The organism is Odoribacter sp. (assembly GCF_985060555.1).
Map to the genome: position 1 here is coordinate 1 of NZ_CFKYFN010000090.1, position 24,019 is coordinate 24,019.

Here is a 24,019-nt window from a genome sequence, read left to right on the forward strand (position 1 = left end):
CATTGGAGCGGGACGGGGGGTCGGGTTGGGGTTTCCGAACGCCCGACGGGTGGTGTCTGACGACCGCGGTGAGGAGTTCCGCCGGTCAGTGAAGGAAAGCCTTACCGGACCGGTCCTGGCGAACCGGTCTGACGGCACAAAACCCGGAATCGGAATAGAAAGAAAAAATTATACCTAGAATTATTCTGGTACTTGTTTGTCTCCCGTGACCCGGTCGCTTCCGCCGGTCAGTGAAGGAATCTTTACGGTAAATGCTCCCTTTCAGCAAAAGATTTACTCGATGATATGCATTCCCGTCAGTTCGGAAAAATGACGCAAGAGGATAACTTTTATTTCAGATAAATCGACCGGATGTCCTAATTCCTTTTCCATGGAAGTCACTCCTTTGTCGACAAATCCGCAAGGATGGATATAATTGAAATAATTCAGATCGGTATTCACATTTAAGGCAAAACCGTGCATCGTGACATATCTGGAACATTTCACACCGATGGCACAAATTTTACGGGCCCGGGGGGTATCCGGTTCGAGCCATACTCCGGTTGCTCCCGCCAAACGGAAGCCCTGAATACCGAAAGAGGCGATCGTGCGGATCACAACCTCTTCCAGCCGGTCTACATAATCTTTTACCCCTAACCCGAAACTCTCCAGATCGATCACCGGATAAACCACCAGTTGCCCAGGACCGTGAAAAGTAATATCTCCTCCCCGGTCGACTTTTATAAATTCGGCATGCTTAGCCCGAAGCTGTATCGCGCTGATCAGCATATTCGCTTCATTACCGCTTTTTCCCAAAGTATAAACAGGGTCGTGTTCTACAAAAAGCAAGTGGTTTTCGGGAATTTTATTCCCTGCCTTCTCCGCTTTCACTTTCTCCAGCAGCCGTTCCTGCAATTCCCAGACTTCCCGGTATCCTTTTTGTCCCAAATCTGCAAATACCGTCTTTTTCTTCTCTTCCATACCCTTGCCGGTTTTCACTTTTTGATATGTCTTTCCGCATGATAACTGGATCTGACCAACGGGCCGCTTTCTACAAAGGTAAATCCTTTCCTGAGCCCGATCTCTTTATACTCTTCAAACACTTCGGGCCGGATGTATTCTTTAACTTCGGTATTTTTAGCCGTAGGTTGCAGATATTGTCCGATCGTCATGACCTGACATCCAACATTTCTCAAATCATCCATGGTCTCGAGAATCTCTTCCCTGGTTTCACCTAACCCCAGCATAATTCCCGATTTAGCCACACACTGACTAGCAGCGATTTGTCCGATCACTTTCAAAGAAACTTCATAAGTTGCCCTACTCCGGACACTATCGGACAAACGTCTCACCGTCTCCAGATTATGCGATATCACTTCAGGTCCGGCATCGATAACCTGCTGTACCAAATCCGTCCGTCCCTGGAAATCAGGAATCAATACCTCCATCGTCGTATCCGGATTTTCTTTCCGGATAGCCCGGATCACCTTTACCCAATGCGAAGCACCCAAATCCTCCACATCGTCCCGATCGACCGAAGTGATCACTGCGTGCTTCAAACCGAGTAACCGAATCGACCGGGCTACATGTTCAGGTTCCTGAGGATCCAAAGGAGCAGGATGCCCTGTCGTCACATTACAAAACTTACAGGCCCGGGTACATATATTCCCCCCGATCATAAAAGTAGCCGTTCCGCACCCCCAGCACTCTCCCTGGTTAGGACACCTCCCGCTTGTACAAATCGTATTCAGATGATGCCCCCGGATCGTGTTCTGTACATCGACAGAAAGCTGTCCCATCGGCAATTTGATCTTCAACCATTCCGGTTTTCTTCTGGTATTTTCCATTTCTAAAGTAAATCGTATTCGATTGCAAAAATAAAAAAGAAAAACGTAAAAGCCGGGAGATACATAAAAAAAGAGCGCATATCCTTATGCGCTCTTCGCTAACTAACCCTTAAAACTGTGAATTAAAAATGTGGTTATTCCCGTTTAATACCACTTAGTTGTTGTCCATGATGGAATATTTTGTTGTTGTTTTCATTTATAAGATGCAACAACTAGAGATTGGTTGCGTCGGAAATATTATTTTTTTTCAAAAATATTATCGACAGCTAAAAAAGAAAGGCAGTTATATACATATTTACCGGGACGTGACTTCCTGTTATACCCGGGTGAAAGATGTCCCGGTGACACCCCTCAAACCGGTATCCGTTACCTATGGGTATTTGAGTGTATTCAATAACTTGAAATGGGAACCTGTCGCTTATGCCGGACCTCGGGAAGGACGGTTCCTTTTTTAAGATGTCGGGTATAGAGTGTTTATTACGTAACGATGGCAATAGTGTATATCCTGGCCATCGGTATGAATTGAATTATCATGACGGCTCGGGATGGTGTTGCCACCGATCTGGCTCCCTTACGCTTTACAGATCGGGTAGCGATGAAATCCTCTGCCTTGCCTGCAGTTGAATTGATTCCTGAGTGGGATAAGGCGATAGAGTCGGGGCATAGCGGTGTCCGTTTAATTGAAATGCCTCTTCAGGCGAATATTTTCAGTTTGTATGTAGAGAGCGTAATTAAGTCGGGTAAATTGCTTTATCAGAAGCGAGCCTTTATGCGCCGTCGTCTGATAGTAGCCTGTCGTTGCTGTGGAGAGACTGATGTGTTTGTGAAACATTACCCCCGTCCCTTTGTTTCCTACTACCAGGCATTATGACGATGGGACGGTTGTATCATTTTATGGGTGCAGGGTGATCAGAGGGGAGATTGTCGCTATGATTCCTGTGGTAATCAATCCGATATAGATCGTGAGGCGGGTATGGGCGATCTCTTTCGGGTGTTCGATCAGATAACGGTTGTGTTCGTCGTATTTCAATAATCCGGCGATTTTCTTTTGGCGAAGGGTATAGCGTAGTAAATAATAGAAGATCAGCGCACCACTCAGCCCGACGAACATACCTGCCAATAAGTCGCCCGGGTAATGTACACCTAAATAGATGCGGGTATAACAATTCAGGACGGCCCAACATAGAATGAAAATACTTAACCAACGTTGTCTGAAGAAAAAAAGCAGGAAGAAGGCTAACCCGAAGGAATTGGAGGCATGACAGGAAGGGAACCCATAACTGCCTCCCCGTTTCCCGTTTACGATATGAACAAATTCGGATAAAGGATTGTTGAGATTCGAAGGACGCAAACGCTCGACTGCGGGACGTATCCAGGTGGCACATAGCTGATCGGCATAGGTGATGGTTAAAGCAATGGCGACGGCCGTGAGTAAAGTCACATATACATTAAAATTTTTGCAGAGTATATAGAGAATCGTAGCGTACATCGGGATCCAGATAAATCTTCCGGTAAAAAGCCACATAAAACTATCCCAATAGGGAGAATGTAAGCCGTTCAGTGTTAACAACAGCTGTTGGTCTAATTGCTGTAAAGTTTCAAGCATAAGATTTGTTTTTTCATGTAAACGTACCCCGGAATATATAGTTCACTGAAAAAAGGAACGTTTAAATTGGTTGAAAGAATAGCTATCTCCGGCGTAAAGGTATTATTTTTCCCGAAATTTAAAGTAATAATTTTCAAAAGATTACGACTTTGACCTGCTCTCCTTATAGAAGTCGTTGAAAACCAAGTAAAAATGTTCGTTTTTGAGTTTATCAAAGTGTGTAAACTTTATGTGTTCGGTGCAGAAGATTTCATAAATAACTTACAAACTGAAAGCTTCTAAACGAAGAGTACCGTTCAACGGTTACAAAAGTTGTTGTAATTCAAGGAGATCAGAAATTGGGGTTGACTGTTTTAACTGGGAACAGTGGTTTTCCGGCCTAATCCCTGGGAATCGTGAACCAGAAAGTCGATCCTTTCTCCGGTTCCGATTCTACTCCGATTTTTCCGTTGAATTTGTCGATGATAGTAGAACAGATCGATAGGCCTAATCCTGTTCCCTGGATGAAATTGTTTAATTTGACAAAGCGACGGAAGACACTGGCTTGTTGATCTTTCGGAATACCGATTCCGGTATCTTCTACATAAAAGTAAATATCTTTTTCCCGGAGTCGGTAGCCGAAAAAAATGTGGCCTTGTCGGGTGAATTTCAACGCATTGTTCAGGAAATTAGAAATCACCTGATTGAGGCGTATACGGTCGATTTTGATTGCATACTCTTCAGCCTGTTCTGGTATGAATTTAATTTCGATACCGGTTTTGGCTTTTAGTTGAAAGACGGATTCGATTTCCTGAAAAAATTGATTCAGTTCCACTGTGTTTTCCGTAAAATCCATCACACCGGCTTCAATCTTGGAGATGTCCAAAATGTCGTTGATCAGTTGCAGCAAAAGGTCGTTGTTGACAGAGATAATCCGGGTATACTCGGCCTTATCTTCTTCGCTGAAGTCCATTTCGCTGGCCAGTAGATTTGAAAAACCGACAATGGCATTGAGCGGAGTTCTGATTTCGTGACTCATATTGGCAATAAAAGCGGATTTCAACCGATCCGATTCTTCTGCTTTGGCTTTTGCCTGAATCAAATTCGCTTCGATCTTTTTCAGATTATCGATATCTGCACTCAGAAAGACCAGTTCGACTTGTTCGCCGGAAGCATGAGGATCACGAAGAGAGGCATGATATTTATACCAATGCCATTCGTTGTTCTGGCGGATGCGGACATGTCTGCCGAAAGTATGGGCTTGCCCCTGAGCAGCTTCGTCAATAAATTGTAATAATGCTGTCCGGTCTTCCGGATGCATATATCGGTAAGTATCGATCACTTGTGTGATATCCCGGGTGGTTTCTCCTAAATTGATAAACCACTGATCGGTAGCAAATCCCTGGCGAGTAGATACGTTCCATTGAGCTACTCCGATATGGGCCTGGATCGAAGCAAAACTGAAAAGTGATTCGAGTTCCGCTACCCGTCGTTTGGATTGGGTATTTCGTTTTTCACTGCGGAAATGTTCGATGCCTATACATAAAATTTGGGCCAGGGTTTGCAAATAGATTTTATCTTGCTGGCTGCAAGGGCGGACTTGCCGGACGTAGTCGACCCCGACATATCCCCACAATTGGTTGTTCACATGAAGGGGGGCGACGAACATAGAGATAATTCCTTGCTCCAGCAGGAGGTGGCGCTCTTTTTCAAATTTGATTTTTTGTGTCACGCGCAGGTCTTCGGTGATCAATAGCTTATCTTCCTGCATCTGACTATACAACCACGGAATATCCTCGTTGGGAATATGCTGAAGATATTCGATTTGAGGGGGGACCGTATCGGCACAAATTTCATATGTATTCTTGCTGGTATTGTGTTGCATATCGAACTCGAAAATATAAGCCCGGTCTGCTTCCAGTTCTTTCAACATCCTTTGCAGAATTTTTTCCACGGACTCCTTTTCATTTTTAGCTTCCAGGAAAACCCGTAAGGCTGCGGATAAATGTTCCTGGTTATTCATGGAAGTATCGATTTCACTTTGTGTTTTGTCCAATTTTTTCCGATAAAAAACAAATCGTAATGAAGTGAAAATGACCAGATAAATGAGAATACCACCCCCCAGGCTACCACCGCACAACAACAGGAGTGTCCGGTGTTTAGTCCAAAAGGTCGGAGGCCGATTATAGAAATAGAGCCGGGAGGTGTTACAATTGCCGATGTTTAAATGATTGGCTTCCAATAGAGTTTCATTGATATGTACACCGAGGGATTGAGTATTGCTCTGGAGGGGAATAGCTTTAGCCGGTACTCCGCCGAGAACCCGGAGGGCCAGCTCCGACAATAAAACCCCGTAATCGAAACTTTCAGCATAATATCCTCCGATATAATCGATATTGTTATTCCCCCAATCCGTGACAGAGAATACGGGAGTCGGAGCCAATTGGCAAATATTATGGTGTACTTTTTCATGATCGTATAAGTACCCCTCTGCATCCTGCATCCAGCCAGTCAGTAATATACCGGTATTCGGCGAAAGATGCTGCAAACGTTCATATAGCGTGTTGGTCGAAAGGAAACGGCCGTCCAGAAAAGTGAATTTCAGATCGGAAGGATATTCCTGAAGGTATTTTTTTACCAGAAGGGTAGAATAAATCCCGAAAAACTGGCAATCTCCGATAACGGCGATTTCTTGTAAATCAGGACGTAAAGCCTGCATGAGCTGTATGTTTTGCGGGATGTATATATCTTCGGTAATTCCGGTGGCATTATAAGATCGGCATAAATCTTGGGTAAGCTGAAAGTTATGGGCAGACAATCGGGTAGGGTGAAGGTATTCACTCAGGTCTAAACTATATTTTTTTACTCCGACTAGTAGAACATCTACATTTTTCCAGGAGTCCTGACGTGTATACCGATAGGCCATCCAGGCGGCATCCGCGATGAGGATAACCATTTTGGGGGGATGTAACCGATGATTGTTCAAAATGAAACGGGTACTTTGAATCCAGATTTCCGGTGAAGCAAACAAATCGGTATTTAAATATTCGCTATATACCGGGTAGGGGCAATCGTTTTTTTTTAATTCTTGACGGAATGAGGCCTCGAGCGTTTTTGCCCAGCTTGAATTACTATTGTATGAACTGATTAATAAAATATAATCTTCCCTTTCTCCTTTTACTTGAGTAGGTAAAATTATACCTGTAATTACAATCAGAATAACCAATAGGCTTTGCATGCCGTTCGTGTGTTTTTCCTCACAAAGATAGGTTTTTATTTCGAGTCTGATTATGATTTCCCGGAACTTTACATTATAAATCAACTAAGAAATCGATACCTTATAGAAAACTGTTCCGACCGGGTAACCCAGGTATCCGTCTGCCGATAGGATGACTTGTTCTGATGACACAAAAACCGAACTCGGAATAGAAAGAAAAAAATATACCTGCCTTTTACTGGAACAATAGAGAGAAAAATAAGTGGTTGATTATTCGTATGATATGATAATGGTGAATATTTTATTTCAAAAATAATCGAAAAATGGTAACCTCGGGTTGGTTTTGCCCGTAGAAGAGGGTGTAAATGATGATTGAATTTATGATTTTATTTTAGCTGTTATTTAGATTAAGATTATTTAGCACACACCACGAGGGAGAGGAAGCTTATCAACAAGCTGATTTTCGGAAAAGTTCTTTATATTTTGGAAAGTGATCTACGGGAATAATACACCACGCACATATACACCACACAGACGCACGCACATATAATAACATCTTTTCATTAATCCCACTATTTTCCGATATAAAGAATCTACGAAAATGTCTCCCTTTTTTTATTTTATTTACCTTTTACTTAAAACCTTTTATTTCCTGTTTGTTGTTTTTTCCTTAACTTTGCAAGTTATTTGTAAGGATTGAAAAAATGAAAGAATTTCAGGAAGAAGAGGGACAGATTGTCATTTACGGTGCACGTGAGCATAATCTGAAAAATATAGATTTGACTATTCCGCGGAATAGTCTGACTGTCATTACCGGATTGAGCGGGAGTGGGAAATCGTCTCTGGCTTTCGATACGATATATGCAGAAGGACAGCGTAGGTATATGGAGACTTTTTCGGCCTATGCCCGTCAGTTTCTGGGAGGGATGGAACGTCCGGACGTCGATAAAATTACAGGATTGAGTCCGGTTATTTCTATCGAACAAAAAACGACTAATAAGAATCCCCGTTCGACAGTAGGTACGACGACCGAAGTTTATGACTTTTTGCGTTTGCTTTTCGCACGTGCCGGCGAGGCTTATTCTTATGTTACAGAGAGCCGGATGGTGAAATATACGGATGAGAAGATCATCGAATTGATTCAGAAAGATTTCGCTGGAAAAAAGATTCTGCTTTTAGCACCGGTAGTGAAAGGACGGAAAGGAAATTACAAAGAGCTTTTCGAAAATTTACGGAAGAAAGGATTCATTTCGGCACGGGTAGACGGGGAGATCCGTGAAATCGGACTCGGTATGAGTGTGGATCGGTATAAAATCCATGATATCGAGATTGTGATCGATAAGATGATTGTCGACCATATCGATTTGAAACGCCTGAAAAGCTCGGTGGCTACTGCCATGAAAAACGGTAAAGGGGTGATGATGGTTAAACCGTTGGATCGTGGGGATATTAAATACTATAGCCGGCATCTGATGTGTCCGGATACCGGGATTTCTTACCGGGATCCTGCTCCTCATTCTTTCTCTTTTAATTCCCCTCACGGAGCTTGTCCCAAATGTAAAGGGTTGGGGTATGTGAATGCGGCCGATATCGATAAGATCATTCCTAATAATGCGCTTTCGATTTATGAAGGAGGGATCGAACCGCTGGGAAAATATAAAAATAGCATTCTTTTTTGGCAAATAGAGACGGTGTTGAAAAAACATGGCTATGAATTGCATACTCCGATCCGGGAGCTTTCGGAAGAGGCTTTGACGGATATCCTGTATGGTTATCCCGGACAAATCCGGTTAGAGAATACAGCTTTGGGTGTCTCTTCCAATTCGCTTTATAATTTCGAAGGTATTATCAAGTATGTCACTATGCAGGAGGAGAATAGCACTTCGAAAAAAGCGAATAAATGGGCCGAACAGTTTATTTCGGTTGTAAAATGTGACGTATGTAACGGGCAGCGCCTGAATCAGGAAGCTTTGAATTTCCGGATTGCCGGTAAAAATATTGCTGAACTGGCTTCTATGGAACTGAGCGATTTGTATGAATGGGTATGTACCACCGAAGCACAGCTCGAAGACAAACAACGGCAGATTGCCGGAGAGATATTTAAAGAAATCCGTACCCGGTTGAAGTTCCTTTTGGATGTGGGCTTGGAATACTTGTCTTTGAATCGTCAATCTATGACTTTGTCCGGCGGGGAATCGCAGCGGATACGTTTGGCTACTCAAATCGGTTCACAGTTGGTAAATGTGTTGTATATTCTGGATGAACCGAGTATCGGCTTGCACCAAAAAGACAACCGGCGGCTGATCCATTCCCTGCAACAATTGAGGGATAATGGAAATTCGGTGATCGTAGTGGAACATGACCGGGAGATGATGGAAAGTGCGGATTATATTGTCGATATGGGCCCAAAAGCCGGTAGGAAAGGGGGAGAAGTTACCGCTATCGGTACGATCGACGATATTAAAAAGAGCGATAGTCTGACAGCTCAATATCTGAATGGTACCAAAAAAATACAGATACCCGAAAAAAGAAGGGAAGGAAACGGAAAATTCCTGACCTTGAAAGGATGTACGGGGAATAACCTGAAAAAAGTAGATGTAAGCATTCCTTTAGGGATGTTGGTATGTGTGACGGGAGTCAGTGGAAGTGGCAAGTCGTCGTTGATCAACGGGACTTTGCATCCGATCCTGACCGAAAAGTTCTATCGCGCGATTACCTCGCCTCTTCCTTATAAAGCTATCGGGGGAATCGAACATATCGATAAAGTAGTGGTGGTGGATCAAAGTCCTTTGGGCCGTACCCCCCGTTCGAATCCGGCGACCTATACCGGTATCTTTACCGATATACGTAAGATTTTCGAGAAGTTGCCGGAAGCTCAGATTCGCGGATATGGAGCCGGACGTTTTTCATTCAATATTCCCGGCGGACGTTGTGAAGAGTGTAAGGGAGCCGGAGTGAAGACGATAGAGATGAATTTCCTGCCGGATGTGTATGTGCATTGTGAAGCTTGCGATGGAAAGAGATATAATAAAGAGACCCTGGAAGTGAGGTATCGCGGAAAATCGATCGGCGATGTGCTGAATATGACGATCAATCAGGCAGTCGAGTTTTTCGAAAATGTCTCTTTCTTGCAACAAAAGCTGAAGGTGCTTCAGGATGTGGGATTAGGCTATGTGAAACTGGGCCAGCAATGTACGACTTTGAGCGGTGGAGAATCACAACGAATCAAGTTGGCGGCTGAACTGGCAAAGAAAGATACCGGAAAGACACTTTATATTCTCGACGAACCGACTACGGGATTGCATTTCGAGGATATCAATATACTGTTGGAGGTTATACAGAAACTGGTGAATAAAGGAAATTCTGTCATCGTTATCGAGCATAACCTCGATGTTATTAAAGTGGCCGATTATCTGATCGACATGGGACCTGGAGGGGGGAAAGAAGGAGGAAAGATCGTGGCTACAGGTACACCCGAAGAGGTAGCTGAATGCAAAAAATCGGAGACCGGTAAATTTCTGCGGGAAGAGTTGAAAAAGGTAAAAGGCTAAAGGCTATAAGCTAAAGGCTAAAAGCTAAAGGCTATAAGCATATATTTCGAACTGCCTATAGCTTTTAGCTTATAGCCTTTAGCTTTTAGCTTATAGCCTATAGCTTTTAGCTTATAGCCTTTTACTTTTTAAATGATTCCCAGTACGTTCAGGAGGATCAGGAATATACAGATAGGGGCTATATATTTGAGAATAAAAGTATAGAGCCGGAAGAAGCGGGTTTTCAAACTGCCGTTGTTGCTGATTTCACTGTAGAGGAGGCTTTTATCCAGGTACCATCCGGCGAAGATACAAATCAGAATACCTCCCAAAGGAAGTAATATATTCGAACACAGATAATCACAGGCATCGAAAAGGCTCATTCCGAAAATTTGTACATGGCGGAGGGGTCCGAATGAGAGAGTATTGAAACTACCGATACAAGTGATGACCAGCGTGGCGATTACCGTAGCCCAGGGGCGTTTCAGTTTCTTTTCTTCAACAAGATAGGCTACCGGCACTTCCAGTAAAGATATGGCGGAAGTCAGGGCGGCGAAAGTGAGCAGGATGAAAAAAAGGATCGCCCAAATTTCACCTGCAGGCAGTCCCTGAAATACTTTAGGGAGAGTCAGGAAAACCAATCCCGGACCGGCTTGTGGATCGATATGAAAAGAAAATACGGCCGGCAGAATAGCGATACCCGCTAAAATGGCAACCAGGGTATCGGTGATAATTACTTTCAGGGAGATACCGGTCAGATTGTCGTTTTTAGGAATATAAGAAGCATAAGTCAGCAGAATACCCATCCCCACAGAAAGTGAGAAAAAAGCCTGACCTAAAGCGGATAAAATACTATCGGCGGTGAGCTCGGACAGTTTGGGAAAGAATAAGAATCTCAAGCCTTCTGCCGAACCGCTTAAAGTCATAGAATTAATACTCAACGCAATAATGATGATAAACAGTAGGGGCATCATCAGTTTGGAATACCTTTCTATCCCTTTTTGCACCCCTCCCATGATAATCGCTCCGGTAAGGAACATAAAACCGATATGCCAAAGAAGTGCTTTGTAAGGATGGGAAATGAAATTGGTGAAAATGGAATTTATATCTTCTGCACTTTGCCCGTGAAAGGAGTTACTTATCGACAACCACACATATTCGAGCGTCCAGCCGGAAACCGTTCCATAAAACGAAAGGATCAGAGTGGCTGCAATAATCGAGAGGAGACCGAACAAAAACCACTTCGTGCCCGGTGCCAATACGCGGAAAGTACCGAGTGCATTTTGTTGGGAACGACGTCCTAAAGAAAATTCGGCCAACATCACCGGTAAGCCTATGGCTATGGTAAAGAATATATAGACGAGTAAAAAAGCTCCTCCGCCGTTTGTACCTGCCACATAGGGAAATTTCCAGATATTTCCTAAACCGACTGCCGAACCTGCTAAAGCTGCTATAGCCCCGAATTTGGATTTAAAACCGATTCTATGGTTTGAATGGTGCATATCAGATCTATTTTTGACTGTAAAAATAAAACAATTCTTGTTCCCAGTTAACTTTGCAATAAAGTTTAACAGATTGAATAATAATGTTTTTGAATTCAATTTGATTTACTTTCAATTTGAAATTGAATTTTCTTATCATGTAACGATTCTGAAGTAGAAAAGTTGATGCGAGCTACTTTTCCGGTTAATAGTTGCAATGGTTGCAAAAGTTTCAGAAATTAAGCCTAACCGTTGTAACCTTGGTCGTTCTTTCAACTTTTGTAAAAACGCAAAGGCCTGAGTTCAGTGTCATTTAGAACTCAGGCCTCGGCTTTGGGGCGTTTCGTATTTATTGTACCGTTTTGAAAAGTATCGGTTTACGGGTCCGGTCGGTCCATTCCGTTATCAAAGAACGGAAAGCCGGATATTCGGCCGGCGTTATGAGTTGCTTTTTGATTTGAAGGGCTAGCTCGATGTGGAGACTAGAACCTTCGGAAGTCAGCGTTATTTTGAAACTACCGATAGGGTTATCGATTTTCTTTTCTTGAATCGGTGTACAAAGAGTCAGATTTTCAGGAAGCTGGATATCATAAGAATAATTTTCGTCTACCGAAGCCGGTAAATATAAATTCTTTGACCGGGAAGTGTTGTAATAGGCATAGGATTTTCCCGTTATTCCTTTATAACAGACAGGAAGATAAAAAAAGTAATAATTTTCTTCCTGCTTCAATCCCGCTTTTCCTTTACCGGAAATAGTCGTCGTTTTTTCACCCGGAGTGACAGTATATTCCCGAATACCGGGTAGTAAGGTACCGGCGTAGTTGGAAGTATAGGGAATCAATAGATTATTGAGGGTAGCTTTGATGTCTATATCGGCTTCTTGTTGGGGAGTGATGACGATCGAAGCCTGATAACCGATCGAAGCGATAGGGGGATCAGGAAGCAATTTCTTCCCTTCGGCTAAATCGACAAGGAAAGTGCAGTCTGTTGCAGCCGGATCGGCATTTTGGACGCTCAACCGATAAGGTCGTCCGTCAGCCTCGGCTAATATGACAAATTCCCGGATTGCATTCAGACCGCAGTTGTCTGTTTCCGAAGGGATGGAATAAGCGGCTGCAGGTACTGCCTTTATTCCGGCAACCCGTAATAAGTTGGTCATCAAATTAACCTTTTCTATACCAGTTCCATAAGCTGTCCGGATCACTTCGGCCGAAGGACGGAATCGGAAACCGGTTTCAGAGAGGGAGAGCGGACAATCGCTCAGCTCCGTTTGAATATATTGTTGGATACGGGTTATTTTTTCTGAATTCGACTGACATCCCTCGGTTATGAGTTGTACTAACTCCTGTATCTGTGGGGTGGGAGCCGGATCGAATTGCCGGTAAAGGTTTTGTAAAGCCTGTGCAGCTGTGGGATAAGTGGTAAACAGAATTCCGGCCAGATCACCGTTCTGTAAACCGGTACCCTGTTCTCTCGATCGGGCCGGTAGATTGCGGAATGTCCATTTCAGTTGCTGCCTGTCTTGTCGTTGCGATTTTTGGGGTTGCGCTTTTAGCTGAAGAAGGGCATAATGCGGAATAACGGAGGCCGGTAAATTGAAGGTCAGGCTGTATTCCTTTATCGGTGAACTTTCTTCTAATGGTTTGCATACATCGATTGCCGGGAGATACCCTGCCTTGGAAATAACCGAATAATCCAGATAGATCGTAGCTCCTAATTCAAGTCCTGTATGTACGATGACCATTTCTTTCAACCGATTATAGGCCGGAGCATCCGCTGCACCGGCAGGCAATACTTCGACAAAGGCATTGTCCGGAGTTTGGATCGTCGTTCCATCCTTTTGTTTTACGTAGGCACTATGTATCTTTAATTCCTGAAAATCGGGATTATAAGTGATAAAAGTCTGGCCATAAGTAGAGTTCATCGCTGTATGGGTAAAGAGGGTCAGCTCTTTGTAATAACGATATTCCTGGCTACCGTCCTGATGTAAAGTCCAGGTTTCTGCTAATTTCCGGAATTCCGCTTCGGAAGGGATGGCTGACAAAGAACCGGAGAAAAGGAGGAATATCCAGAAAAACAGGTTTTTTATAGTATTTGTTTTCATATCGGATCTGATCGGATTTATTTATTAATAATCAGGTGATTGCCAAAAGCTTTGTGAGCATTTACGGCAGTACGGAAACCGTTCCAATCCCCGGCTTCATATACTCTTTTTTTCAAGGCCAGTTTTTGGTGTATATCGATTTTATTGTTTTCTTGCCGGATATAGCCTTCAAAATCGGCTGCCGGGCTCTTCCGGTTATCTTCGACGGATTGCACCAGACGATATCCCTGAGGTAACTGAATCGTCTCGTCCAGTTCCACCAAACGGGAACAGCCGTCTTTAAATCCATACTGACGTTCCGGAATATCTGTGTCGATCCGGAGGTATGAGCGAACCTGGTCGTAAAGTCCGTGCATAGTCAAAGGAACCAGCGCCATTTCGTCGTTGCCGATGATTGCATAATCGGGAATTTCATACCAGAATGTGATTTTGATCGGGGCTGCCTGATAGTCTTTGGGATTTTTACTCCAGTCTACTTTCAATAGTTTGGCTTTGGGAGAAATACTCAGCAATTGGCTTTCCATCGAATTTTTCCAGTCGCTTTGCCAGCCGGTAGTGAATATCCGGCGTATATTCAGGTCGGATTGGCCTTCGGCTGTGAGGGTGAATTGTCCGGTTAGTTTACCGTTTTTGTCCAGTTTATTATTGGCTTTGATGCGAAAATAATGGTTTTCGGGAGCGGAAACAGGCGTAATACAAAGATCCGAACCTTCCGGTACACCGGGGAGGTAGTTTTGCTGTTGTTCGGCACTGCTCCAAAGTTCCCGGCAGAAGGGCACCCAGGTCGGGTCTAAAGGCATATAGGTACCGTTGCTTAATTTTACCACTGCAACACAATGGTTGAAATGGTCGGCGGGTATACTTTCCACCCGACTTCCGGCCATAGTCATGGCCGGATAGGCTTCGAAACCTGCCATTCGCAGAAATGAAATCAGACTGCCGGCAATGTCTTTACATACACCGCAACGGTCTGTATAATTCATTTTCGTATTGTGCAGGGTAAACCCTTCTCCTTTTCCCATCGTGATTCCGGCATAGCGGATATTATCGGCAACCCAGTGGGTTAATACGGCGATTTTTTCCATTTCGGTTTTCTTGCCCCGGATGAGCTCATTCACTTTTTGCCGGGCTTCGGGGAGAGGGGCGAAGCTGCCGTAATCTTCGTTGGTTTTATGAAACCAAAGGGATTTATCTTTCCAATGTGGCGTGGAGGACATCATTAATTTGGGAGCGGCATCGTACAGATCGACCATATTGGGTTCACGACGTACGGGCATCATATTATTTTTGGCAAAAGTATAAACTTTACGATCGTTTTCATAACGCATAGAAGAAGCACATTCGCCTTGGTAGAATTGGAATTGCATCTCTTTCTCCCGGGGGAGAGTAACGGAATATACCTTGCGCATGGTCGGGTCGTCACACCAGAAAGGAACAATATCATAAAACTGCCCCCGCATAGGAGGAACGAACCGTTCTTCGTCCGGTTGATCGATCAGCAGGGCATAGGTGAACCCTTTTTTATGTATTTCGTATTCGATGATATCTCCTGGGTCAAGCCGGCCCAGTTCCAGCATGATTTGCCGGGCTCCCCAATAGATCATCCGTGCCGGAGCCGTATAATCCAGTGTTTTACCGACATCTACCGGACGAACTTCTCCGTTTGCTTTGTAAATATTCACCCGATGAAATTCGGCAAAAGCAGTCAGGGGATCGTAATCGTATTTCAGTACCCGGTTAGCCAAAGCTCCCGACCGGTTCTGCACCAGAATAACCTTGTTGATCGTAAAGGTACCTGTCCCGCTGGGAGCTACAGAAACGGCGGTACTGTCCAATAGGATGATTTGTCTGGCAGAAGCCAGCTCCCCTCGCTTTTGGGCTTGTTGTTGCAAAGCCCGCCAACTTTGTCCATGAACCGGAAACAAAGCCGGCAGGAGCAGGAGTACACTTAAAAATATTTTGTTCATAAGCTGGAAATTTGGTTAACACATTTTTCCAAAAATAGTAATCTTTTTTTGGTTTTTGAAAAAATAGTTCCGAAAGTACGATTGAAATTTGAGTTAATGCCTGCTTCTGTTTGCGATAGGGGTATAAAAAATTACCGGATGAAAAGTAATCGTTCTTTTCATCCGGTAAAATCAGGGCAGACCGGTCGTTTATCTGATCTCAGCGCTTAACTGATGTTTGTAGGTTCCCATCAGTTTATTCATGATCTTATCGATCTGTTTGTCGGTAAGTGTTTTTTCATCGTCCTGCAATGTGAAGCTGATCGCATAAGATTTTTTACCGGCTCCCAGCTTTTCACCTTCGTAAACGTCGAATAAGGTCACTGATTTCAACAGGCTTTTTTCTGTCCGGAAAGCAATGTCACGCACCTCTTTAAAACTGATTTTTTTGTCGAGTAGTAAGGCCAGGTCGCGTTTAACCGCCGGGAACTTAGGCATAGGAGTAAAGGTGATCGTATGGTTTTTAATCACTTTCAGTATATTTTCCCAGGAAAACTCGGCATAATAAACCTCCTGTTCGATATCGTTCGGTTTCAAAACTTTATGACTCAGCATGCCGATTGTGACGATGTGCTTACCGTTTTGTGTATAGCTTATCCCTTCGCGGTAAATATCGGCACTACATTCTTCTAAAGTCAGCATTTCGGTTTTGAATCCCAAACGGATCAGGATCATCTCGGCATAACTCTTGAGATTGAAGAAATCGGTCTTTTGTTCTTTACTGTTCCAGGAAGCCTGGATTTTATCACCCGTAATGAAAAGGGCCAGTTTATCTTCTTCTTTGTATTGTTTCAGGTGATTTTCGCCTTCTTTTTTGTGGAAGGTATAAGCTTTTCCGAATTCGAAGAGACGTAAATTGCTGTTTTTGCGGTTAATATTATAGGCGATCGTCTCCAGCCCTCCGAATAGCAGGCTTTGCCGCATAGCGCTCAGGTCTGAGCTGAGCGGATTGAACAACATAACCGTTTCTTCGGGACGATAAGTCTCCAGATGCTCGTAATAAGAAGCTTTGGTCAATGAGTTGTTCATGATTTCATTAAAACCGTTAGCGGCCAATAAATCTGCAATTTTATTTTTCAATTGGAAATCATCCGGTTTTTCGCTGTAACTCAGAGTAGAGTTTACTTTAGCCGGAACTTCGATATTGTTGAAGCCGTATATTCTTAAAATATCCTCGATCACGTCTGCTTCGCGGCGAACATCCACCCGATAAGGGGGGATCTGCAACGAAAGCCCTTCGGTATCTTCTTTTACAATCTTTATTTCCAGAGCATTCAGGATTTTTTTGATCGTATCTTGTCCGATTTTTTTGCCGATCAGACGATCGATGTGGGCATACTTTACTTCGACTTCGAAATCGGCTACCGGATTCGGGTAGATGTCGATGATTTCGGACGTAATCTTTCCGCCGCCCAGTTCTTTGATCAATAAGGCAGCCCGTTTGAGGGCATAAATAACGATGTTCGGATCGGTGCCTCTTTCAAAACGGAAAGAAGCGTCGGTATTCAGCCCATGACGACGTGCTGTCTTCCGTACGAATACCGGATCGAAACAGGCACTTTCGAGGAATACATTGGTCGTAGCTTCGGTGATACCGCTTTCCAATCCACCGAATACTCCGGCAATACACATCGGTTCTTCGGTATTACATACCATCAGGTCGTTCTCGTTCAGTTCACGTTCGACACCGTCGAGTGTTGTGAATCTGGTACCTGTCGGAAAGCTACGGACGATCACTTTATTTCCTTTGATTTTATCTTTATCGAAAGAGTGCAGGGGTTGTCCCAGCTCGAAAAGAATGAAATTCGTAATATCTACCACATTGTTGATCGGGTGTAAACCGATGGCTTTCAAACGCGTTTGCAACCACTCGGGAGATTCCTGAACTTTAACTCCTTCGATACATACTCCGGCATATCGGGGACAAGCTTCCGGACGCTGCACTTCGATCGAGATTCCGGCAGTATTGCTGTCGGCTGCAAAGTGAGCTACGGAAGGAAGGGTATAATGAATCTCCTGGGTTTGCTGTAAATAGGCAGCTAAATCGCGGGCTACTCCAAGGTGAGAAGCGCCGTCTACCCGGTTGGGAGTAATATCGATCTCGATGGTGTAATCGGTTGTAATGTGATAATATTCGGCAGCTGGCATACCTACCCGGGCATCCGACGGAAGTACGATAATTCCCGCATGATCATGACCGATACCGATTTCATCTTCGGCACAAATCATTCCTTCGGATTCCTGTCCTCTGATTTTTGATTTTTTGATGGTAAATTCTTTGTCTCCATCGTAAAGCACCGTCCCGATGGTGGCCACTACCACTTTTTGTCCGGCAGCTACATTAGGAGCTCCGCAAACAATGGGGGTAAGGCGGCCGTCTCCTAAATCTACCGTTGTCAGGTGTAAATGATCGGAATCCGGATGGGCTTCACAGGTTTTTACTTCACCGATCACCAGACCTCTCAAACCACCCCGGATAGATTCGAATTTTTCATATCCGCCCACTTCGAGCCCGATACTGGTCAATATTTCGCAGACTTTTTCAACACTCAAATCTATTTTCAGGTATTCTTTCAGCCAATTTAAAGATATATTCATAGTTTTTGATTTTCTGATAGTTTATACTCCTGTTTTGGGAATACAGCTGTTTTATTTGATTTGTAACATTTTCTCGATAGGGGCCCAGGCTCTCTGACGGATATCTTCAGCCACTTCAACTACATATTGCTCTTTCTCCAAAGCTTCCAGAACCGATTCCAGCGTTACTTTTTTCATTTGTCCACAAATGGTTTTAGGATGAACCGGAATAAATTCTTTGTCCGGATTATCGTTTTTCAGTTTATGGATGGTTTCTATTTCTGTGGCAATGATAAATTGCTTTTTGTCCGACCGGCTTGCATGCCTGATCATTCCTGCCGTCGAGTACATATAAGCTTGAGGAAGATTTAAAATGGCCTCGTCGTGCGAACAGTGGCTCTCGGGGTGAATGAGGATATCTGCCTGAGGATAGTCCCGGCTTTTTTCCAGGATCATGTCGGTGGTGATGCGTTCGTGTACACAACAATCTCCATGCCAGAGTTCCATTTCCCGTCCGGTAACTTTCCTGATCCAGGCTCCCAGGTTTTTGTCCGGTACAAACAAGATCTTACGATCTGGAGGAATGCTTTGTACGACTTTCAGGGCATTGGCCGAAGTGCAGCAAATATCCGTCCAGGCCTTCACTTCGGCTGTCGTGTTGACGTAACTTACAATAATCCCGTCAGGATTGGCTTTTTTCCATTCCCGCAATTCATAACCGGTAATGCTTTCAGCCAGTGAACATCCGGCTCCTGAAGCCGGAATCAGGATCTTTTTGTCCGGAGAAATGATCGCTGCGGTCTCCGCCATAAAATGCACACCGCAAAAAACGATAATCCGGGCATCCGTTTTCCCGGCTTCCTGGGATAATCCCAGTGAATCCCCCAGATAGTCTGCTATATCCTGAACCTCCGGACGAGTATAGTAATGTGCCAGAATAACGGCATTTTTTTCTTTTTTTAGTTGCCGGATTCTGTCAATAATCTCTGTATTCGTCATAATATATTAATTTTCTGCTTCAAAGATAACAAAGAAAGATAAAAAGGTGAAATTATTTAATCTTCATTTCTTCCTGAATTTTTTTACTCTCCCGTTTTAGAATGAGCGTGGAAAATTTAGATTTTAAAATACTGATGGATATTTTTTCGTTTACACTCAATTCCTCTTTAAACTGTTCGTAATATTTTTCTGTATAATCGTTGAACCGGGCCTGTATTTTTTCCCATTCAGGATCGGACAGGGTGGTACAGTTTTTTTCTGTTTGGGTGATAAACTTTTCGAAGTCTTTTAAATAGCTGTCTTTGTTCATACTACATCGACAGAAAATCAATACAAGACATCCGATGATAAATAATTTGAGTGCTGATTTCATGAAATTAGTTTTTTTGAATATTCATACTGATGTCCAAAGCCGTTACGGAGTGAGTTAAGGCACCGACGCTGATAAAGTCGACTCCGGTGGCTGCTACTTCTTTTAAACGGGGAATACTCATATTTCCGGAAGCTTCGGTTTTGGCCTGTCCGTGAATGATTTTCACCGCTTCGGCCATCTCGGCGTTACTCATATTGTCCAGCATGATAATATCGGCATGCGTAGCGAGGGCTTCGCGCACTTCGGCCAGATTGGTCGTTTCTACTTCGATTTTGATACCGGCCGGAATATGGGCTCTGACCGCATTGACCGCATTGGTAATTCCTCCGGCCACCTTAATGTGGTTGTCTTTGATCATGGCCATATCGTATAATCCCATCCGGTGGTTGGTCGCTCCTCCGTCTTTAACGGCCATTTTGTCCAATACCCGTAGGCCCGGAGCTGTTTTCCGGGTGTCCAGTAATTGGGTGTGAGTACCGGCTAATTCTTCGACGTATCTGGCCGTTTCCGTAGCGATGCCCGACATGCGTTGCAAGATGTTCAGCGAAAGCCTTTCTCCTAATAAGAGGCAACGGTAGCTGGCTTCGATACGCAGGATAATATCGCCTTTTTTTACCCGATCCCCGTCTTTTACTTTGGCGTCCCAAAGGATGTCTTTCTCGAATTTTTCATACACCCGTTTGGCTATCGCCAGTCCGGAAATTACACCGTCGGCTTTCATTTTCATTTCTGCAACGGCCCGGGAATGAGCCGGGATGATGGAGTTGGTCGTTACATCTCCGGTAGCGATGTCTTCCTCTATGGCGAGGTCGATCAGGCGGTCGATTAATTGGTCGTATTGTGTCATTTTATAGTGATTTTCAGTTTAAAGACTTTTTAGTATTGACAGGTAGGGTACGGAGGTCTTTTTCTTTCTGTTGTACGATATGGAAAAGATAGGAAGCATCGCTACAAGGATAATCTTCCCGGAAATGTCCTCCACGGCTTTCCTGACGGTAAAGGGCAGAACAGATAATCAACCTGGCAACTGTGATCAGGTTACGGCAAATCAGGGTATTATATTCGTTTATTTCCCGGGGCAGATTGTCTTCCAGACTTTCCAATTCGTTCAATCCCTGTTTCAGTTTTTCTGCATTCCGGATGATGCCGGCATAATCGGTCATTATCCGCGAAATCTCTTTTTTCAGATGGACATAAAGCGCAGCATAATTGTCATTGCAATGATAGATCGGTTTGAATACCTGGGTAGGAGAGGTTTTCAGATTTTTCCGTGAAGCCTCGATGGCCCGTTTCCCGAATACCAGACATTCGATCAACGAGTTGGAGGCGAGCCGATTGGCTCCCATGATTCCCGAAGAGGCCAGTTCGCCGCAGATAAACAGACGTTTGATGTTGGTCTGTCCATGGGTGTCCGTCCTCACTCCCCCTACCATATAATGTGCTGCCGGTGCTACGGGGATCCGGTCGCACATATCGATACCCAATTCCTGGCATTTTTCATAAATATTCGGAAAGCGGTGTTTCACCACCTGAGGATCGAGGTGTTTGAGGGACAACCAGACGTACTCCTGATCGTATTTCAGCATCTGGCGGTAAATAGATTGAGCGACGATATCCCGGGGGGCCAGTTCGGCCAATTCGTGAATCGCCGGCATAAAGCGTTCTCCGTTTTGATCGATCAGATAAGCCCCTTCGCCCCGGACTGCCTCACTGATTAGAAATGCCTCTTCCGATTCGGTATAGATGGCCGAAGGATGAAATTGAATGAATTCCATATCGGCGATTTCACAACCTGCATTAAAAGCCAGAGCAAGTCCGTCTCCGATCGTGGTATGCGGATTGGTGGTCCGTTTGTAAATAGCCGAAGTGCCTCCTAAAGTGAGGAAGGTGTTGTCGGCATAAAACAGTTCTTCGCTTTCTGTCACTAAATTCCAGGCCCGTACGCCGTAACATTCCTGATTTTCCTGAAGGATACCGATCACGGAATGATTTTCGAAAATATCTATCTTCGGATTATTGATGACTTTGCTGATCATAAAACTGGTCACCATACGTCCTGTCGCGTCACCGCCGGCATGAAGAATTCTTTTCCGGTGATGTCCGCCTTCCAACCCCAAGGCGAGGCTGCCGTCTTCCATATCGAAATGCATACCTGCCTCTATGAGTTCATGTATCCGTTGCGGACCTTCGTTCACTAAAATATCGACAGCTGGGTAATCGCAAAGCCCGCGTCCGGCAATAATTGTGTCCTCGAAGTGAAGTGCAGGAGCATCGTCTTCGTCTGTAACGGCGGCGATTCCACCCTGTGCAAAATAAGAGTTGCTCTCTGTAATACCGGATTTTGTCAGCAAAGCAACTTTTCCATAAGCGGCAGCGTGATAGGCCGTGTAAAGCCCTGCCAATCCACTCCCTGCTATAATATAATCGTAATGGCGCATCTTCAAAAAATGTAAATTAGTGCGAAAGTACCATTTTTTTGGAAATAGGGGAGAAATTTTTCAATTATTTTATCGTACTTTTGTGCAAAACCAAATCAATAAAAAGAATGATTACGAAAAATAAGATGGTATCCGTAAGTTACGAATTAAGAACGGAACAAAACGGAGAGTTACTCGAAGCAGCAGGTGCAGACCGGCCCTTGGATTTTATCTGTGGACAAGGGCAGACTTTAGAATATTTTGAAATGAACCTTCTGGATAAAAATGAAGGGGATAAATTCGATTTCAGCATTCCGGCAGCCCATGCTTATGGACTGGTGAACGAAGATATGATTGTGGATTTACCCCAGGAAATATTTAAAGATGTAGAAGCTGAAGAGATGGTGGTCGGCCATGTTTTACCGATGATGGATAGTGTCGGAAGACGTTTGCAGGGCAAGATCCTGTCTATCGGTGACGAGGAAGTACGTATCGATTTTAATCATCCCCTGGCCGGTAAAGATTTGTTTTTCAAGGGTGAGATATTAGGTGTCCGTGATGCAACGGATGAAGAACTGGAAGCTTTACATTCGCATAAATGCGGGGGGTGTAGTGGCTGTGGTTCTGAAGGAGGTTGCGGATCCCACGACGAGGGCTGCGGATGCGGAGGATGTCACTAAATATATAAGGAATACTTTCTACTTTTTATGTCCGGTAATTCTATAGGAAAATTTTTTCGGCTGATGTCGTTCGGAGAGTCACACGGTAGTGCTGTTGGAGGGGTTATCGACGGTTGTCCGGCAGGAATCGCCTTGTCTGCTGATTTTATTCAAGGTGAGTTGAACCGGCGGCGGCCCGGTCAGTCGGAGGTTTCTACCCCCCGGAAGGAAGAAGACACCGTAGAGATTCTTTCCGGAATATTTGAAGGAAAATCTACCGGCATGCCGATCGGATTTCTGGTGAGAAATCAGAATCAGAATAGTAAGGATTATAATCATCTGAAAGATTTATACCGTCCTTCTCATGCCGATTATACCTGGGAAAAGAAATACGGTATCCGGGATTATCGGGGAGGCGGACGTTCGTCGGCCCGGGAACACATTGCCCGAGTCGTTGCCGGGGCTGTTGCCAAACAGGTGTTGGCCGGTTACGGGATAAGCATTCGGGCATATACTTCACAAGTCGGACCGATTGCTGTTACCCGGCCTTATCAGGAGTTGCCCTTGGAGCGGGCAGAAGATAACATCGTACGTTGTCCTGACGCCGGGATTGCTGAAGAAATGATTGCATTGATCCGGCAGCTGCGGGATGAAGGGGATAGTGTCGGTGGAATAGTCAGTTGTGTGATTCAGGGGGTACCTGCCGGGTTAGGCGAACCGGTGTTTGACCGTTTTCAGGCAAGACTGGCGCATGCAATGATGAGTATCAACGCAACCAAAGGTTTTGAATACGGAAGCGGATTTGCAGCAGCCTCTATGCAGGGAAGCGGGCATAACGATTCTTTTGTCATGAAAGGAAGTGAAGTACACACGGCGACGAATCGCTCGGGAGGTATACAGGGGGGCGTGACGAACGGAGAAGATATCTATTTCCGGGTAGCTTTCAAGCCGGTCGCCACTATTATGAAACGTCAGGAAACGGTGACACGTGATGGGAAAGAAGTTACTCTGGAAGCACACGGACGCCATGATCCTTGTGTTATTCCCCGCGCTGTGCCTGTAGTCGAAGCTATGGCGGCTATCGTTGTTTTGGATATGCTGCTCGAGGCCCGGACCGATTGGGGCCGTTGATTTATTTTTGAAGAAAAATCTTTCCGATTGTTTGATTTTAGAAAAAAGTTTTTCATCTTTGCTCCGTTGAAAAGAACAAAATATGAATTTATTACTGACAAATAAAGCATGGTG

The 24,019-nt window shown here is 44.3% G+C and carries 17 protein-coding genes; 5 read left to right on the top strand and 12 right to left on the bottom strand.

What is annotated here, in order from left to right:
* Positions 1-273 precede the first annotated feature (273 nt).
* Both lipB and lipA read right to left on the bottom strand, forming a co-directional pair.
* Positions 274-960 carry a lipoyl(octanoyl) transferase LipB gene (gene lipB, locus AC5RDS_RS11585; protein WP_013611155.1) on the bottom strand — a complete coding sequence of 229 codons (687 nt, stop codon included), beginning with the start codon at positions 958-960 and terminating at the stop codon, positions 274-276.
* A 14-nt stretch (positions 961-974) separates the two neighbouring features.
* Positions 975-1,826, bottom strand: a complete 852-nt coding sequence (gene lipA, locus AC5RDS_RS11590) for a lipoyl synthase (protein WP_087382616.1) — start codon at positions 1,824-1,826, stop codon at positions 975-977.
* Between the two features lie 167 nt (positions 1,827-1,993).
* Here lipA and AC5RDS_RS11595 point away from each other — a divergent pair, with 167 nt between their 5' ends.
* Complete coding sequence (locus tag AC5RDS_RS11595) at positions 1,994-2,281, top strand: hypothetical protein (protein WP_095074647.1); 288 nt, start codon at positions 1,994-1,996, stop codon at positions 2,279-2,281.
* Positions 2,282-2,358: 77 nt separating this feature from the next.
* Positions 2,359-2,697: a hypothetical protein gene (locus AC5RDS_RS11600; protein ID WP_022159953.1), complete on the top strand. Its 339-nt coding sequence runs from the start codon at positions 2,359-2,361 to the stop codon at positions 2,695-2,697.
* 21 nt (positions 2,698-2,718) lie between these two features.
* On the opposite strand, the gene AC5RDS_RS11605 is transcribed toward AC5RDS_RS11600, so the two are convergent.
* Positions 2,719-3,432, bottom strand: a complete 714-nt coding sequence (locus AC5RDS_RS11605) for a phosphatase PAP2 family protein (protein ID WP_022159954.1) — start codon at positions 3,430-3,432, stop codon at positions 2,719-2,721.
* 379 nt (positions 3,433-3,811) lie between these two features.
* On the bottom strand, positions 3,812-6,649 hold the full coding sequence (locus AC5RDS_RS11610) for an ATP-binding protein (RefSeq protein ID WP_013611152.1): 2,838 nt from the start codon (positions 6,647-6,649) through the stop codon (positions 3,812-3,814).
* 683 nt (positions 6,650-7,332) lie between these two features.
* Here AC5RDS_RS11610 and uvrA point away from each other — a divergent pair.
* On the top strand, positions 7,333-10,179 hold the full coding sequence (uvrA, locus tag AC5RDS_RS11615) for an excinuclease ABC subunit UvrA (protein ID WP_494222352.1): 2,847 nt from the start codon (positions 7,333-7,335) through the stop codon (positions 10,177-10,179).
* Between the two features lie 128 nt (positions 10,180-10,307).
* Here the strand turns inward: uvrA and AC5RDS_RS11620 are convergent, their stop codons facing one another.
* The 8 genes from AC5RDS_RS11620 to nadB all read right to left on the bottom strand — a co-directional run bounded on the left by AC5RDS_RS11620 (position 10,308) and on the right by nadB (position 22,136).
* Positions 10,308-11,660 carry a sodium-dependent transporter gene (locus AC5RDS_RS11620; RefSeq protein WP_118103107.1) on the bottom strand — a complete coding sequence of 451 codons (1,353 nt, stop codon included), beginning with the start codon at positions 11,658-11,660 and terminating at the stop codon, positions 10,308-10,310.
* A gap of 328 nt (positions 11,661-11,988) precedes the next feature.
* A complete protein-coding gene (locus tag AC5RDS_RS11625) occupies positions 11,989-13,743 on the bottom strand; it encodes a DUF3857 domain-containing protein (RefSeq protein WP_118108164.1) in 1,755 nt (584 codons plus the stop codon).
* A 17-nt stretch (positions 13,744-13,760) separates the two neighbouring features.
* Positions 13,761-15,710, bottom strand: a complete 1,950-nt coding sequence (locus AC5RDS_RS11630; RefSeq protein ID WP_494222353.1) for a DUF3857 domain-containing protein — start codon at positions 15,708-15,710, stop codon at positions 13,761-13,763.
* 189 nt (positions 15,711-15,899) lie between these two features.
* Positions 15,900-18,347: a phenylalanine--tRNA ligase subunit beta gene (pheT, locus tag AC5RDS_RS11635; RefSeq protein ID WP_217778178.1), complete on the bottom strand. Its 2,448-nt coding sequence runs from the start codon at positions 18,345-18,347 to the stop codon at positions 15,900-15,902.
* A gap of 51 nt (positions 18,348-18,398) precedes the next feature.
* Positions 18,399-19,325: a quinolinate synthase NadA gene (gene nadA, locus AC5RDS_RS11640; RefSeq protein ID WP_118112869.1), complete on the bottom strand. Its 927-nt coding sequence runs from the start codon at positions 19,323-19,325 to the stop codon at positions 18,399-18,401.
* A 52-nt stretch (positions 19,326-19,377) separates the two neighbouring features.
* Positions 19,378-19,698: a DUF6565 domain-containing protein gene (locus AC5RDS_RS11645; RefSeq protein WP_013611140.1), complete on the bottom strand. Its 321-nt coding sequence runs from the start codon at positions 19,696-19,698 to the stop codon at positions 19,378-19,380.
* Between the two features lie 4 nt (positions 19,699-19,702).
* Positions 19,703-20,545, bottom strand: coding sequence for a carboxylating nicotinate-nucleotide diphosphorylase (gene nadC / locus AC5RDS_RS11650; protein WP_118103103.1), 843 nt, complete (start codon positions 20,543-20,545; stop codon positions 19,703-19,705).
* Between the two features lie 13 nt (positions 20,546-20,558).
* A complete protein-coding gene (nadB, locus tag AC5RDS_RS11655) occupies positions 20,559-22,136 on the bottom strand; it encodes an L-aspartate oxidase (RefSeq protein WP_118103101.1) in 1,578 nt (525 codons plus the stop codon).
* 107 nt (positions 22,137-22,243) lie between these two features.
* On the opposite strand from nadB, the gene AC5RDS_RS11660 reads away from it, so the two are divergent.
* Together AC5RDS_RS11660 and aroC are read left to right on the top strand one after the other, a co-directional pair.
* Entirely contained in the window at positions 22,244-22,795 is a 552-nt protein-coding gene (locus AC5RDS_RS11660; RefSeq protein ID WP_022159899.1) for an FKBP-type peptidyl-prolyl cis-trans isomerase, read from the top strand.
* 27 nt (positions 22,796-22,822) lie between these two features.
* A complete protein-coding gene (gene aroC, locus AC5RDS_RS11665; RefSeq protein ID WP_013611136.1) occupies positions 22,823-23,905 on the top strand; it encodes a chorismate synthase in 1,083 nt (360 codons plus the stop codon).
* The last annotated feature ends 114 nt before the right edge of the window (positions 23,906-24,019 follow it).